Source organism: Thermoproteus thermophilus, assembly GCF_055392855.1.
Genome location: NZ_AP042466.1, coordinates 1,250,701 through 1,264,328 on the forward strand (window position 1 = coordinate 1,250,701; position 13,628 = coordinate 1,264,328).

At 48.5% G+C, this 13,628-nt stretch carries 15 protein-coding genes; 8 read left to right on the forward strand and 7 right to left on the reverse strand.

Features of this window, described 5'->3' with window-relative positions; genetic code table 11:
* Window positions 1–25 precede the first annotated feature (25 nt).
* On the forward strand, window positions 26–181 hold the full coding sequence (locus ACZ5PA_RS07345) for a hypothetical protein (RefSeq protein WP_464929695.1): 156 nt from the start codon (window positions 26–28) through the stop codon (window positions 179–181).
* Here ACZ5PA_RS07345 and ACZ5PA_RS07350 read toward each other — a convergent pair.
* Window positions 178–1,248 (reverse strand): energy-coupling factor transporter transmembrane component T family protein, encoded by a 1,071-nt coding sequence (locus ACZ5PA_RS07350; RefSeq protein WP_464929696.1) that lies wholly within the window; start codon window positions 1,246–1,248, stop codon window positions 178–180. The genes ACZ5PA_RS07345 and ACZ5PA_RS07350 overlap by 4 nt on opposite strands.
* 46 nt (window positions 1,249–1,294) lie before the next feature.
* Between ACZ5PA_RS07350 and ACZ5PA_RS07355 the strand changes: the two genes are divergently transcribed.
* The gene (locus tag ACZ5PA_RS07355) at window positions 1,295–1,855 is read left to right on the forward strand and encodes a YbhB/YbcL family Raf kinase inhibitor-like protein (RefSeq protein ID WP_464929697.1); all 561 of its coding nucleotides are present in this window, start codon (window positions 1,295–1,297) and stop codon (window positions 1,853–1,855) included.
* On the opposite strand, the gene ACZ5PA_RS07360 is transcribed toward ACZ5PA_RS07355, so the two are convergent.
* From ACZ5PA_RS07360 to ACZ5PA_RS07370, 3 genes are all read right to left on the reverse strand, one after another.
* Window positions 1,841–3,496: an ABC transporter ATP-binding protein gene (locus ACZ5PA_RS07360; RefSeq protein ID WP_464929698.1), complete on the reverse strand. Its 1,656-nt coding sequence runs from the start codon at window positions 3,494–3,496 to the stop codon at window positions 1,841–1,843. The genes ACZ5PA_RS07355 and ACZ5PA_RS07360 overlap by 15 nt on opposite strands.
* 6 nt (window positions 3,497–3,502) lie before the next feature.
* Window positions 3,503–4,285 carry a hypothetical protein gene (locus ACZ5PA_RS07365; protein WP_464929699.1) on the reverse strand — a complete coding sequence of 261 codons (783 nt, stop codon included), beginning with the start codon at window positions 4,283–4,285 and terminating at the stop codon, window positions 3,503–3,505.
* A gap of 135 nt (window positions 4,286–4,420) precedes the next feature.
* A complete protein-coding gene (locus ACZ5PA_RS07370; protein WP_464929700.1) occupies window positions 4,421–5,524 on the reverse strand; it encodes a TIGR04053 family radical SAM/SPASM domain-containing protein in 1,104 nt (367 codons plus the stop codon).
* Between the two features lie 379 nt (window positions 5,525–5,903).
* Between ACZ5PA_RS07370 and ACZ5PA_RS07375 the strand changes: the two genes are divergently transcribed.
* Both ACZ5PA_RS07375 and ACZ5PA_RS07380 read left to right on the forward strand, forming a co-directional pair.
* Window positions 5,904–6,338 (forward strand): transcriptional regulator, encoded by a 435-nt coding sequence (locus tag ACZ5PA_RS07375; protein WP_464929701.1) that lies wholly within the window; start codon window positions 5,904–5,906, stop codon window positions 6,336–6,338.
* An 818-nt stretch (window positions 6,339–7,156) separates the two neighbouring features.
* On the forward strand, window positions 7,157–8,032 hold the full coding sequence (locus ACZ5PA_RS07380) for an EVE domain-containing protein (protein WP_464929702.1): 876 nt from the start codon (window positions 7,157–7,159) through the stop codon (window positions 8,030–8,032).
* Window positions 8,033–8,484: 452 nt separating this feature from the next.
* On the opposite strand, the gene ACZ5PA_RS07385 is transcribed toward ACZ5PA_RS07380, so the two are convergent.
* Both ACZ5PA_RS07385 and ACZ5PA_RS07390 read right to left on the reverse strand, forming a co-directional pair.
* Window positions 8,485–8,616 (reverse strand): hypothetical protein, encoded by a 132-nt coding sequence (locus tag ACZ5PA_RS07385; protein WP_464929703.1) that lies wholly within the window; start codon window positions 8,614–8,616, stop codon window positions 8,485–8,487.
* Window positions 8,617–8,666: 50 nt separating this feature from the next.
* On the reverse strand, window positions 8,667–8,807 hold the full coding sequence (locus tag ACZ5PA_RS07390) for a hypothetical protein (protein WP_464929704.1): 141 nt from the start codon (window positions 8,805–8,807) through the stop codon (window positions 8,667–8,669).
* A gap of 564 nt (window positions 8,808–9,371) precedes the next feature.
* Between ACZ5PA_RS07390 and dhaL the strand changes: the two genes are divergently transcribed.
* Together dhaL and dhaM are read left to right on the forward strand one after the other, a co-directional pair.
* Window positions 9,372–10,124: a dihydroxyacetone kinase subunit DhaL gene (gene dhaL, locus ACZ5PA_RS07395; protein WP_464929705.1), complete on the forward strand. Its 753-nt coding sequence runs from the start codon at window positions 9,372–9,374 to the stop codon at window positions 10,122–10,124.
* A gap of 13 nt (window positions 10,125–10,137) precedes the next feature.
* A complete protein-coding gene (gene dhaM / locus ACZ5PA_RS07400) occupies window positions 10,138–10,530 on the forward strand; it encodes a dihydroxyacetone kinase phosphoryl donor subunit DhaM (RefSeq protein ID WP_464929706.1) in 393 nt (130 codons plus the stop codon).
* Window positions 10,531–10,551: 21 nt separating this feature from the next.
* Here dhaM and dhaK read toward each other — a convergent pair whose 3' ends face one another.
* Window positions 10,552–11,565, reverse strand: coding sequence for a dihydroxyacetone kinase subunit DhaK (gene dhaK / locus ACZ5PA_RS07405; protein ID WP_464929707.1), 1,014 nt, complete (start codon window positions 11,563–11,565; stop codon window positions 10,552–10,554).
* Window positions 11,566–11,620: 55 nt separating this feature from the next.
* Between dhaK and ACZ5PA_RS07410 the strand changes: the two genes are divergently transcribed.
* Together ACZ5PA_RS07410 and ptsP are read left to right on the forward strand one after the other, a co-directional pair.
* The gene (locus tag ACZ5PA_RS07410; RefSeq protein ID WP_464929708.1) at window positions 11,621–11,902 is read left to right on the forward strand and encodes an HPr family phosphocarrier protein; all 282 of its coding nucleotides are present in this window, start codon (window positions 11,621–11,623) and stop codon (window positions 11,900–11,902) included.
* Window positions 11,899–13,626, forward strand: a complete 1,728-nt coding sequence (gene ptsP, locus ACZ5PA_RS07415) for a phosphoenolpyruvate--protein phosphotransferase (RefSeq protein ID WP_464929709.1) — start codon at window positions 11,899–11,901, stop codon at window positions 13,624–13,626. The genes ACZ5PA_RS07410 and ptsP overlap by 4 nt, the downstream gene beginning before the upstream one ends.
* Window positions 13,627–13,628 lie beyond the last annotated feature (2 nt).

Here is a 13,628-nt window from a genome sequence, read left to right on the forward strand (position 1 = left end):
TTAGGCCCTGGGACACGGGGACGTCATGTACAAGTGTTATATATGCGGGAGGAGCGACACAGCTCTACTCGAGGGTTATGTCAAGGGCTTAGGCTCAGTGTTGCTCTGCCCAGACTGTTGGAGGAGGCTGGCCGAGGAGAACAAGTTGCTCGGAGGAGCCTCGGGCGGATGTAACTGTTAAGGGTTATAGGGCACTGCGCCTAAGCCCGGCACGCCCGATAGATAAACGCCGAGCGCCAGCAGGGCCAAGAGCAGAGCTACGCCAACGTAGTCCATTTTCTTCATCCTCATGTCGCGGTAGTAGGTCCTATGCCGGCTCGCTCTAAAGCCCCTTATCTCGGCCGCGACGGCTATCTGCACGGCGTCCTTGAGCGTCAAGATCACTATTGTGACCAACGCCAACACGATATACCTAACGCTGTCGCCGAGGGCTGCCAACGCCGCGAATGTGTTGCTGCCCCTGGGCCGGAACTCCACGCCGCGGGCCTTCAAGGCGTTCAAGGTCGTCATGGAGGCCTCCAACACCTTGGGCACAGAGGAGACCGCCAGCAATAAGGCGAAGCCGAGCTCGACCGGCAGGCCGGACTTCTCGAGGGAGGTCAATATATCAGACGGCTGAGTCGTGAATATCAACAAGAGGCCCGACGCTATCGCCGCGACAGACCTGAAGGTTATCTGGAGGCCGTAGATGAAGCCCTCCAAGGTTAGGCCCGTGGGGCTCTCCACGTAGCCCAAGAAAGGCACATAGGCCGTGCCGTTGGCCTTGGTTATCCCGAGCGCGGAGAGCGCCGGCGGGAAGGCGTACAAGAAGTGGACCTCGCCGAAGTCGAAGACCAAGTAGCTATACGGCGCGATCATGGACTGGGCCCAAGCCGTGCCTATGAACGAGGCGAGGACCAGCGGGACCACCACCTTCATCTTCTCCCGCACGTTTGTCGTGAAGGCGTAGAGGGCCATGACGGCCGCGAAGATTATGGCCGAGATCCACCAGACGGTCATCGCAGCGACCGTGGTGACCACTATGGACATGAGTATCTTGACTCTCGGATCCAGCTTATACAAGAACGAGGCGCCGCCGGCATATCTGAAAAGGGACATATAGCCCCTGAACCCGATGAGCTTGAAGATGAGGTATATAACCAGCGCGGGACCCCATAAAAGATACGCTAAGGCGATCGCCCAATTGACGACTGGGTTGTAAAGAAATGCGCCTATATCTGAGGCGAGGGCGCCGGGGACGGGCTCCATAGAATTTTTAGATAAAATAATTTTAAGCATAAGCCCCGTCCCGTCCATGAGGCCTCTCTTGATAACAGCCGTCGTGCTCGTAATCGCGATAGCGGCGCTTCTCGCGGTCTTGTACTTCCAGAAGGCCCCGAGCTTGACTAGCGCGGTCGGCTCCATGACGGTCTACTCTCCGGCCTTCTCGAACGGCTCGACTATGCCAGCTCAGTACACGTGCGACGGTGCCGACATATCGCCTCCGCTCAAATGGAGCGGGGTCCCCGAGAAGGCCAAGTCCTTGTTGATAGCCATGATAGATCCCGACGCCCCCGGCGGCCAGTTCATACACTGGGTGCTCTACGACGTAAGCCCCAACTTGACGGAGCTCCCCCAAGGAGTGCCGCCAGCCGCCTCCACCCAGTACGGGCTCCAAGCAGTCAACGATTTCGGGAGGATCGGATACGGCGGCCCTTGCCCTCCGCCGGGGAGGCCCCATAGGTATATTATAACAGTGTACGCGCTCAACGCGACGCTCGGTCTGCCGCCCGGCGCCCCCGCTAGGGAAGTCCTAGAATCGGCGAGGCCCTACGTGATAGCGGAGGGCGAGCTCGTGGGCTTATACGGGCGTTAGCCTTATCCTCTTGGGGCTGGCGGCTAGCTTGCCGTAGTGCTTCGCTACGTAGTAAACTTGCGGAGGCTCGACGCCCCACTCCCTATGTTTCTCGGCCTCGGCGAAGACCTCCTCCGGAGTTCCCTTGTACACGACCCTTCCGTCGTACATGACGTAGACCAGCTGGCTGTAATCGCCTACTTGTCTCATATCGTGGCTGACTAATATTATAGTCATGTCCCTCTCCCTCTTTACGTCCATGAGGTACTTCATCGTGGTCTCCGCGGTCTCTCTGTCGAGCCCCCTTGTGGGCTCGTCGAGTATTAGGACTTTTGGAGACGCCGCTAGCACCGCGGCGAGGCTCACGAGCCTCCTCTGCCCTACTGATAGTTTGTGCGGGCTCTTATCCAAGAGCTTCTCTATGCCGAGGTCCTTGGCTATTTGTTGCGCCAAGCTCTTCAAGGCCCTCCCCTTGACGCCAGCTAGCCTCAACGTCATCTCTATCTCGGCCCTCACCGTAGTGTTCATCAACATCTGGTCCGGGTCCTGGAACGCGTAGCCGACTAGCCTCACCCTCTCGGAGCCCGAGAGATCGGCGGGATGCCTGCCGGCTATCTCGACGACGCCCGAGGTCGGCCTATATATGCCTGCCATGAGGTACATCAAGGTGCTCTTGCCTGACCCGTTGGGCCCGACTACGCTCACTATAGCGCCTCGCGGGATCTCCATGTCTACGCCCTTAAGGGTGGGCGCCTCGTTGCCCGGGTACCTGAAGACGACGCCGCTGGCCTTCACGACGGCTTCGCCGGGAGGAGGCCCCTCTCCCTCCACTACGTCGATCGCCAAGCCCTTGTTGGCCTCTACGAACTCCTCGACCGTTATCGGGAACCTCGAGTCCTCCGGCTTGGCCAAACGGTGTAGGTAGGCCACTTGGGGCTCCTCCACGCCGAATTTGTGGAGGCCCTTGGCCACCGCCTTGTGGGGCTCCTCGTCGAGGACTATCCTGCCGTCGTCGATCGCCACTACTCTATCGGCCATCGGCAACACCTTCTCGACTTTATGTTCTGCGATTATTATAGTGATGCCTTGCTCGTTCAGCTTGCCCAAGAGGTCGAAGACCTCCTTGGTCCCCACGGCGTCGAGCATAGATGTAGGCTCGTCCAAGATCAAGACCTTCGGCCTCAACGCGAGTATTGCCGCTATGGCTAACCTCTGCTTCTCGCCGCCGCTGAGGAGGAACGTGGGGTGGCCTCTCTTATGCCAAAGGCCCACTAGCTCCAACGCCTCCTTGACCCTCTCCTTCATCTCCTCTGGGGGGATCGCCCTGTTCTCGAGGCCGAACGCGACGTCGTCCTCCACCACCAACGCGAAGATCTGGCTCTCGGGTACTTGATACACGGTACCCACGTCCAGGGCGGTCTTGTAGACGGGGGCGTTTCTGGGGTCTTTGCCCAACACGGAGACCCTCCCCCTCACCTCGGCCTTTATTATATTCGGTATAACGCCGTTTATGGTGTTTATGAGAGTCGATTTGCCCGAGCCTGTCTTGCCCACCAACAACACGAACTCGCCCTCCTCTATCGAGAGCGTCACTTCCTTCAACGCTAGCCTATACGGCTGTATATATCTAACAAAAACGTTGTTTAGTTCTATAACCTTCATCGAGGGCTAAGTCGCCACCCGTTTAATATACGCTACCAACGGCGCCACCAAGGCGCCCATGACGGCGCCCGCTAAAAGGCCGGTTACGCTCGTAATGGCCCAGAACTGCACCGTGGTGACGTAGCCCGTGACGAAGGTGCCCCAGAACCCCCTCCACCAGAACGGATAGGCCATGCCTATCCAAGCGCCGGAGATCACGCCGTCTGCGAACACCACGCCGATATCGCTCGGCGGGGCCGCCTCCTCGACCTCGCCGCCGTCTAAGGCCATCTTGGGGGCTTTGAGATAGGGCGTGAATATGGCCTCCCCTCTGTAGATGAGCCACAGATCGATCAAGGCGCCGTACGCCGTCATTTCGTAGATAAACCAGAAGGGCTCGCCGCCAAATCCGTAATGGACTATATCAGAGAGCAACGTATAGACGAACATGGTAAGGCCGACGACGCCGGGCCTCCCCGACAAGGCGGCGACAAGCTGTAAGAGGAATATCTCGCCGATTAGCGGATAATAGAAGTACGTAGTTATGGAGCCCACCTTCGGGATGAGAGGCGAGATGAAGAAGTTGTAGACGATTGTGAGAGCAGCTACGAGGGCGACGTAGACGAAATCGAGAGTTCTGAACTTTCCAAAAGCCCTCCCCTCTCTGGGCCTCCAAGCCCAGGCCAGAAGGCCGAAGTAGATGAGCGTAAACGCCAAGACTATGGGCCAAGGTATTATGGTGTTGGTGTTGAAATATACGCCGTTCCAGACCGGCTGAGGCTTGGTGGTCGTTGTAGCCGCGAGCTCCATGAGTACTCTGTTTAATGATAATTTTAAATTTTCTTCATATTACAGAGCTTCCCGCGCACATGCGTCGAGCCCCTCGGGCCGGCTTAACAGCAAAAATTTAATTCATTCTTAAATTTATTATTTAACTTATTATATTTAGGTTAGGCCCTTGGGCTCGTACACGCAGGCGGGGTCCTCGGCCAACGGGTCCTTGAAGAACGCGAAGGCCCTAGCCCTCGAGCCCCCGCAGACGTCCTTGAACTCGCACACGCCGCACCTCCCCTTGAGCTCTCCGCGCCTCATTTTGACCAAGAGCGGGTGCTCCCGGTAAATCCTCGCAATGGACTCCCTCCTCACGTTGCCGAGAGGATAGGGGAGGAAACCGCTTGGGTAGACGGTGCCGTCGTACGCCACGAAGATTATGCCGTGTCCGTCCCTCGTGGGCACCACCGTGGGGTCGAGCGGCTTTGGCGGATCGCCCATGAGCTCCCTCAGCCTCGCCACGAGCTTCTCGTAGGCGGGCGAGCTGTAGGAGAGGCCCGACGCCCTCTGGATCTTGGCCCGCCTGTAGAAGGGGGCCTCGACGGTCCTTATCTGCACGCCGTAGCGGGACGCGTCCACTAGGAACTGGACCGCGTCTTCGTACTCTTGAGGAGTTATGTCGAGGGCCCTCACAGCCCGCCCCGTCTCTATCAAGAAGAAGACCTCCCAGACCCTCACGCCTAGGTCGTAGATCAACTTGAACACGTCGGGCAGTTGCGGGAAGGACTTCCTCCACACCACTGTGTTGACCTGCACCTTTATGCCAACGCCCATCAAGGCCTTTATCGCCTCTATTGTCGAGTCGAAGACGCCTTGTACCCCTCTGAGCTCCTCGTGGACTTCCTTGAGCCCGTCTAGGCTTATCGAAGCGCTCTTTATCCTCCCCCTCAGCTCCGGCAAGGCCTCGAACAAGTTCCTCGACACAGCGGGCGCCAAGGAGGCGGGCACGCCTAGCTCCTTGGCGTAATCGAGGATCTCCATTATGTCGAGCCTCATGAGGGGATCGCCCCCGGTCACTATCAACTCGGGGGGCTTCCCGAAATCGAGGAGTTGTTCGAGGAAGGCCTTGGCCTCCCACGTGGCCAACTCGCCGGGGAGGGGCTTGAGTATGGCGTCGGCTCTGCAGTGTTTACAAGCCAAGGGACAAGCCTTAGTGGCCTCCCAGAAGACCAAGAGAGGCCGCTTATCGAACTCAGCGGCGAGCCTCCTGGGATCCATGGACCACTCGAACTCTCTATATATAGATGGGCGGCGCCCAATATCGAGGCGCCTCAACGCTTGGACGGCCGTCGAACCCCCTCGGCTCGAGCCGACTTAGCTGAGGTTCCGAGCCGCGACGTGTTGTCGCGCGTTCTTGCCCACATAGTGCTCGTCGCGTGATCGGGCTATTGAGCACGGGGCTCGAGTCGGCATAGACCGCCGATGCCTCAATCGCCCATCGAATATAAAAGAGGAACGCCCCAGCCGGCCGGAGCGGGCTAGAAATCGCCGGCCCCGATCGCCGAATGGCGTCGTCAGTACGTGGCATGGCGGGGCGCGTAGGGCCGAGAGGCCCATCCAGTTGGTTAAGGATTTATGCCCACAATATTCGGCCCTCGTGGAGTTCCAGCCGGAGCGCTACTTAGTGCTAGAGGCCTTGTCCCGAGGAGGTAAGACGAAGGAGGACGTGGCCGTCATGCTCGGCGTAGATGTGCGGGACGCGGAAGCTTTACTCGCGTCGCTCGAGGCGAACGGCTTAGTTGAGAGGAGGCTTAAAGGGCTCGTGTTCAAGAAGGAGGTCTACGTCCTCACGGAGCGCGGCTACGAGGTCCTATACTCCTGGAGAGCTATGGTGTTGAAGCGCGTCGAGAAGGCGGCTGAGCTCAGAAGGCAGGGCGCGAGCGAGGAGGCCGACGAGCTGTTAACCCCCGTGGTGCACATATTGCCCATGTTGTTGACGCTGGGAGTCTTGGACTTAGCCCTCTTCGACGCCGCGATCGGCGAGATGGCGCTCGGCCTTGAGCCCGCGGACGTCCAAGACTTAGGGGTCTGAGACCGCCGGCGTCGGCTGTCCACGTCAGCGACGCTAGGGGCTCTGGGCTATTCAGATTATTAGCCAGGAAAGACAGCGAAGAACCATTCCACGTTGGGAGCAAAAAGAAGGATCTACCAGTCAAGTAACCAAGCTCACCAACTCACCGCACTGGCCTCGTGCCTCAGCAACTCCTCAATCACACCACCAATGGCGACTCCCCACTCACCAGACAGCCGCTTAAAAGGGCGCTGATTACCGAGGTAACCATTATAATTACGGAGGGGATGAAAGGATTCCTTAACGGCTAATTTGTGACCGTTAACACGCCACCTATTTAGGTAGTTTCTAAGTTTATACCAAAACTCAGCTGCGAAGCCTCCCCTACTCATAATCCATCACCTCCAGGCCTTATCGTGGATTCCAAGGCTCCTTTTTAGAGCGTGGGCTTACACTGTGGTAATGGTTAAAGACCCCATGGCATTTAGGGCACTAAAGCCTCTCCTCCCTTAACTTACTAATTAAACTCGCTTAAGCAAGATGGCACCGCTATTATGGACTTTTAATAATACCTACAGCGAGGGGCTTGACTGTGAGTAATGTAGTTATGGTGCAGTGGAGCTTGTGGTGGGGTTTTATTACATTAATCTAGCCATAGCTGGATTACTGACCATACCAGCATACCCAATACTAGTGGAGTGGATTGGGAAGCTTCATCTGAGGAATGTGCGAGTTCAACAGGTTTTGTGGGGTTAATCAGTAACCTAACAAGATCTTTCCGCAATGCTTATAGAAAGATAAAGGGGAAAATTTTTAATAATTAATGATTTTTATTACTGATGTATTGGTTGGTAATGATGTCTGAGGAGAATTATAGGTACATGAGGAGCCACCTCATCTATGGTTTACCTGAGAGTTCAAAGGACCTTGCAGAAGAGATAAAGCCAGGAGATAGACTTGTGGTCTACATCATGATGAAGAAAAATTGCAAAGAGCTCTGTGGCTCATTCACGGCGGTTGTCGAGGTAGTTGGGGAGTGGAGGGAGTCCAGCAAGCCTCAATTCCCCGAGGAGGAGGAAGAGGGGAGAATACTGTATCCACGTATAGTGAATGTGAAATTCATTGCTGAGGGGGTTGTGAAGTTTGATGAGGTTAAGGACGAACTGTCAAAGGTCCTTGGGAAAAAGGACCTGACCCCTTGGATACTCACGCTCTCTTCGCTATATTACTCTAAGAAACCGCTCCCTGAGGAGGCGGGTGAGCTCATAGAGCGGGCACTTAGGAGGGGTGCCACGGTGAAGCCCCAATCAAGTATTCATGATGAGTTGGTTGAGATGGTTAGGGATATTGGTGTGTGGCTTGGCTTTAAAGCCGAGATTAACCATAAAATTGATAACTTCTGGGTGGACGTGGCGTTTTTCAAGGGGCCAAGGGCTGGGCCCTACGCCGTGGTTGAGGTTCACGTAAGGGGTGACATATATAAGGATCTTGCTGCGTTAAAGCATGCCTATGATAAGTATGGTTCAAGGCCCATCTACGTCATCGCCAATGAGGACGTGGATCAAGTACTTAAACTAGTGAATGAGGCAATGCAGGGGGCATTTCATGAAATCAGAGAGCAAATAATAATAATAAGGCACAGCGAACTCGTACAATTACACAATACGTTACGCAATGAAAACATAAAGAAACTAATTAACGAACTCAAAAAATAAAAGTAAACATAAGCATCACGTACCCACCGTGATCACATTGGTGACTGTGGTCTTTCCGTAATCACTATGGTCACTTTGGCGTGAAAGGTAGCCACTGATTTGGCTACCCACAACCACATTAACAAACTGCCCGCCCACCAGCGCAAGTCCAAGGTTAGCCCCAGTCTTAACCCTACCCAGGAGCCAGGACAAAGCTTTTGGTGGGCCTTCATTATCGTCGTGAATCAACTTAATTAGTGCTCTACTCAAAATCCCTTATAAGTCGCTGTGGCTATTAGGCTGAGTTTATACTATGGTAGGTTTACCTGGCTAATTGCTGAGCATATTTCATTGATATGAAGAGTTCGTCAAATCCTATTAGGGAAATCCTCGAATCATAAATCTTGAACTTTATGCTTTCGATTTCCCCTTCTAATCTACGTAATAATCAAATGGTGAGCGTGAGGGTGAGCCTATTGGTGTGGCGCGTTTTCCTGTTTTCTTGTGGGTAGTATTCCTTTCTTCATGAGGAGGCCCTCGAGTATGCCTATGTAGACCTTGAGTTTGGCGTAGTAATCAATGTAATCATCCCTATTGAGCTCCACCCGTCCCTGTAAATTGCTCTTGCTATTCTCTCGTGCTCGAAGATGCCATCTCAGGTGATGGCATCTAAATCCTTGTCCAGGATCCCCATTAACTTCTTATAATCCTCCATGGTGTAATGCCTGGTGTGGGGTATAATGCTGGATGCCTTGAGTGCCAGGGCCTCGTTCTGGCTCAGGAGGCCCTTCTTCACCAGTATGGAGAGGAGTGCTTCGCCAAACCCCGTCAGGGAGTTAATGGAGTCCCTTAAATCATGAACCTCAGACCCTAAACGATTTGGCTACAGACAAATAGGCTTTAAGGAACGGCTTGAATATATATGAATATATATTCGATTTAATCCTCCTCTTAACGTAGAGGATGATAACCGCTATGGCAACAGCAACCAATGGGGCTCGGCTAAGCATCAATGTAATGAATGAGGCGAGGTCTACAATTAAGGTATAATTCACTGCATAATAAGCCTTAGTAATGCCCTTTGGAGCTTCCATGGTTATATTCCCGCGGTCCTAAGCCCTGTGCTTATGGTTTGTGCTTGGTCTTAGGGCGTTTATGTATCGAGTTCTCGGTTAACTAAGTCTTGGGTTTATGATTGGAATGGAACCCAGAGATGTTGTGTAACATCCGAAGGCACTTACCCCATGGTTGTATAAAGAAATACTCAAGCCATGAAGATATGGTACTAACACCAACATGCTGAAACTTTGACTTTTGAATAGGAACAAAAAATTTTTAAATTCTAACGGGAACTCGAATTATGAGATATATGTCCGCATCTGGTACAAAGGTCTACACCATTAATTCTGCGATGTTAATTCAGGTTTTACGTAATATCCTAGAGACCCTTAGAGCTAATGAGAAATATTTGACTAAATTAGATTCCGACATAGGTGATGCGGATCATGGTATAAATATGGTTAGAGGCTTTGAGAAAGTAATGGAGTTAATAAGCCAGCGCAGTAATCCAGGAAATTTAGACATTGGAACATTACTCCAATTAACTGGGACAGGTATATTACAGGTGGTTGGAGGGGCCGCAGGACCTTTATACGGAATGTTCTTTTTAGAGGCTGCAAAAACTGTATCTGGAAAGCATGAAATCACTGTTCAGGATTTCATAAATATGCTAGATGCTGGATTACGTGCAGTGATAACTATTGGTGGTGGCACAAAGCCAGGTGAAAAAACCATGGTTGATGTGTTACAACCAGTTGTTGAGAAGCTTAAAGAGATAGTCTCTAAAAACCCAAATGCGGACTTTATAGAGGTTCTTAGTGAAGTGGTGTCGTATGCCAGGGAGTGTGTTTTAAATACAATACCTATGCTAGCTAAGAGGGGTAGAGCAAGTTATTTAGGAGAAAGAAGTATTGGGCATCAAGATCCTGGTGCCACATCAGCATACCTTATAATAAGGACTTTCTTAGATACCCTGCAAGGTAAGATTGGTGTTAAAGTATCAAAATATGATGAGGCCAGTGGGAAAATACTTGAAGAGACATATATAAGCTGAAATAGTGAGTAATATGGTCGGCATAGTAATAGTATCGCATACCAAGAAAATTAGTGAAGGGATTAAGGAACTCATAGAGCAAATGGTTGGTAATAATGTTAAAGTCGCATGTGTCGGTGGGGAACAGGGTAAGCTTGGAACGAATGTAAGTGAAATAGTTGAAGCCATAAATGGTGTTTATGATAATCAGGGTGTATTAATATTTGTAGATTTTGGCAGTACAGCTATTGGTGCTAAGACTGCTTTAAATTTATTAGATGATGAAAAGAAAACAAAGACAATAATAGTCGATGCCCCAATAGTTGAGGGTGCATTTATCGCAGCTGTTGAGGCTAGCTTAGGTAAGGGGTTAGAAGAGATAATAAAGGCAGCTGAAGAATCCAGAAATATGAAAAAATTGAACTAATTTTTAACTATTAATATTTAATTACGAAACTACATTTAGTGGCGGTGTCCTAATTGCAATCGTTTGTGCAGGAGCAGCTAACAGCCTTTTCAATTCTTCATCAAGTCTTAATATAGCTACCCTGCCGCCTTGCATTTCTAATGATGTCATAAACTCACCTACCCAACTTGCAAAGACCTTTAAACCTAATGACTCAACATACTGACGAACATCTCTGTAAAATACGAATTTCTCTATGTAAGGCGTACCACCAGTACCCTGTACAACTAATGCTATTTCCTCTCCTTTCTCGAGCTTTAAATCTTCGACTATCTTATCGACCATGAGCTTGGCTAATTCTTTTGATGAAATATATTTTATTCTTTGAATACCAGGTTCACCATGTATACCGATACCAAACTCTATTTCATCAGGTCCAAGTTCAAAGGTTGGTTTTCCGGCTGCTGGTACGGTACATGGTGTTAAAGCTACACCAATATCCCTGCCATTGTCAATTACCTTCTGTGCAACCTTTTTTACCTCTTCTAAAGGCCAGCCCTCTTCAGCTGCTGCGCCGGCTATTTTATGTACAAGAACGGTTATTGTCGTGCCTCTTCTTTTTTCCTTTTCTGGAATTGCCACATCATCATTAACTATTACATAATCTGTCTTAATGCCTTCGCTCTTTGCCAATTCGGCTGCTGTTTTGAAATTCATAACATCTCCAGAATAATTCTTTATAATTACGAGAACACCCGCATCTGTAGCTACTTCCTTAATTGCTGCCTGTACTTGAGGTATCGTTGGCGAGGTAAATACAAACCCTGCGGCTGCACCATCTAACATACCATATCCTACATAACCGGCATGAGCTGGTTCATGTCCACTTCCACCACCTGATACAAGCGCTACCTTATATGGAGGTTTCTTATACCTCCTATATACATTGTTATAGTTTGGGTCTAACCTTATGATTTCAGGGAAAGCTAGTGCCATCCCCTCAAGCATTTCTCTAACCTCCTCACCTGGCTTATTGATTAGTTTCTTAACGACCATGCTCATCGAATGCTATATCAGCAAAAGCTTTTTAAGTATTACTCCCGTATCGATGATGGCGATTGAAATAAGAGTTAAGATTATTAATAGACATGGTTTACATGCCAGACCTGCCGTGAGATTCGTTCAATTAGCATCAAAATTTAAATCGCAAATTATTATTTGTAAGAATGATAATTGTGTAGATGCGAAAAACATACTTAAAATATTATCGCTTGGCGTGGATTATGGTGATACGATAGTATTAAAGATAGAAGGTGAGGATGAGAATGATGCATTAAATCAAATATCCCATTTATTACAAACAATATTACCTAATGAAGATAAGGGGTTATGAAAATGATCATTTATCAAGGTATAATAGCCTCAGAAGGTATAGCTACTGGAGATGTACATGTATACAATATGGAGAATATCTTAAATAACATATTAAATGAGTGCAAAACCAGTGATCCTATTATGGAATCTCGTAAACTTACTGATGCTTTAAATAAGTATAGGAATTATTTATCTAATTTGAAAAATATCTTACAACCTAATGACCAAGAGCTTATAGAGGCATACAGATTAATGGCGGAATCTTTGGTATCTGAAGCAAATGAACTTATTCTGCGAAATAACATTTGCGCTGAGCTTGCAATTAAGCTTATTTATGAAAAATACAGTAAGTTGTTTAAAGAGAGCGGTAATGAATTAATAGCATTAAGAGAAAGCGATTTAAGGAGCATAGCATCGAATATTATAGATTATATTCTTGAAATAAATAAGAGTGAGAATAAAACTGCATTAATCATAGTAGCAGATGAGATTTATCCTATTGATGCTATAAAGCTAATTTCACAGAATATAAAGGGCATAGTGACTAGACGAGGCGGCGTTACTTCCCATACGGCTATTATTGCTAGAAATAATAATATACCTTACTTAATAGTTCCTGACTTAGAAATAGAGCGTATGAATGAGCTTGAAGGTAAATATGTAATAATAGATGCACTTGAGGGTAAACTTATAATAAATCCTAATGAGGAAACCCTTAAAGTTTACGATGAAATATCTAAACGTTATGAAAGCTTACGAGAAACAGCCAAGAATTATGCTCATATAAAGTCACGTACAATTAATGGACGTGAGATAAGCGTTTTATGTAATGTTAGTAATATTGAGGAGGCTCGTGTAGCTTCTACATTAGGTTGTGATGGCATTGGTCTTTTTAGGACAGAATTTCTATACTTAAGTAATAATCCACCGAATCAAGAGCTTTTATATAATATTTTTATTAAACTTCTTGAATTCTTTGGAGATAAGCAAATTGTAATTAGAGCACCAGACCTTGGCGCTGATAAGCCTATTCCTTACATTAAATTGGAAGAGAATAACCCATTTTTGGGTTTAAGGGGTGTTAGGTTATTGCTCGAATTAGAATATATATTCAAGCCGTTCCTTAAAGCCTATTTGTCTGTAGCCAAATCGAATAATAATCTTAGGCTACTCATACCAATGGTAAGTAAGGTTAGGGAGATCTACGAAGTTGCCGAACTTATAGAGAAGGTAGGGGCTGAGCTTGGTTTATCTCATACTTTAGATATTATTAATCTTGGAATTATGGTTGAGACCCCGGCAGCCGTTATTTTGCTTGATAAAATTATTGAAACTGGCTATGTAAAATTCATTAGTATTGGCACTAATGATTTAACACAATACACTCTTGCAGTTGATCGTACAAATATTAAAGTTAGCTCTCTATATAGTGAATTTGATCCTTCAGTTCTTAGGCTAATTAAAATAGCAATTGAAAAAGCCAAACACTACAATTTGCATACAGAAGTTTGTGGAGAGATGACTAGTAGACAATATGCCACGCCCATCTTGATAGGTATGGGCGTGGATGCCCTTAGTGTTAATCCTCCACTAGTTGGCTTAATTAAATATACTATAAGTAAGTTAGATGAAGATTCTATTAGAAAGGAATTGATATCAAAAGTCTTAGAACTTGAAGATGAAAATAAAGTAATTCAGTTGGTTAGGGATTATCTTAGGGAAAAAGGAGTAATAATTATTTAATT

Excerpts from the sequence above, each read along its gene's own strand:
- ACZ5PA_RS07370 (WP_464929700.1), bottom strand. The coding sequence starts at position 5,524 with ATGGATCCCAGGAGGCTCGCCGCTGAGTTCGATAAGCGGCCTCTCTTG.
- ACZ5PA_RS07345 (WP_464929695.1), top strand. The coding sequence starts at position 26 with ATGTACAAGTGTTATATATGCGGGAGGAGCGACACAGCTCTACTCGAG.
- ACZ5PA_RS07355 (WP_464929697.1), top strand. The coding sequence starts at position 1,295 with ATGAGGCCTCTCTTGATAACAGCCGTCGTGCTCGTAATCGCGATAGCG.
- ptsP (WP_464929709.1), top strand. The coding sequence starts at position 11,899 with ATGAAAATGATCATTTATCAAGGTATAATAGCCTCAGAAGGTATAGCT.
- dhaK (WP_464929707.1), bottom strand. The coding sequence starts at position 11,565 with ATGGTCGTTAAGAAACTAATCAATAAGCCAGGTGAGGAGGTTAGAGAA.
- ACZ5PA_RS07350 (WP_464929696.1), bottom strand. The coding sequence starts at position 1,248 with ATGGAGCCCGTCCCCGGCGCCCTCGCCTCAGATATAGGCGCATTTCTT.
- ACZ5PA_RS07360 (WP_464929698.1), bottom strand. The coding sequence starts at position 3,496 with ATGAAGGTTATAGAACTAAACAACGTTTTTGTTAGATATATACAGCCG.
- dhaL (WP_464929705.1), top strand. The coding sequence starts at position 9,372 with ATGAGATATATGTCCGCATCTGGTACAAAGGTCTACACCATTAATTCT.
- ACZ5PA_RS07380 (WP_464929702.1), top strand. The coding sequence starts at position 7,157 with ATGTATTGGTTGGTAATGATGTCTGAGGAGAATTATAGGTACATGAGG.
- dhaM (WP_464929706.1), top strand. The coding sequence starts at position 10,138 with ATGGTCGGCATAGTAATAGTATCGCATACCAAGAAAATTAGTGAAGGG.
- ACZ5PA_RS07410 (WP_464929708.1), top strand. The coding sequence starts at position 11,621 with ATGGCGATTGAAATAAGAGTTAAGATTATTAATAGACATGGTTTACAT.
- ACZ5PA_RS07365 (WP_464929699.1), bottom strand. The coding sequence starts at position 4,285 with ATGGAGCTCGCGGCTACAACGACCACCAAGCCTCAGCCGGTCTGGAAC.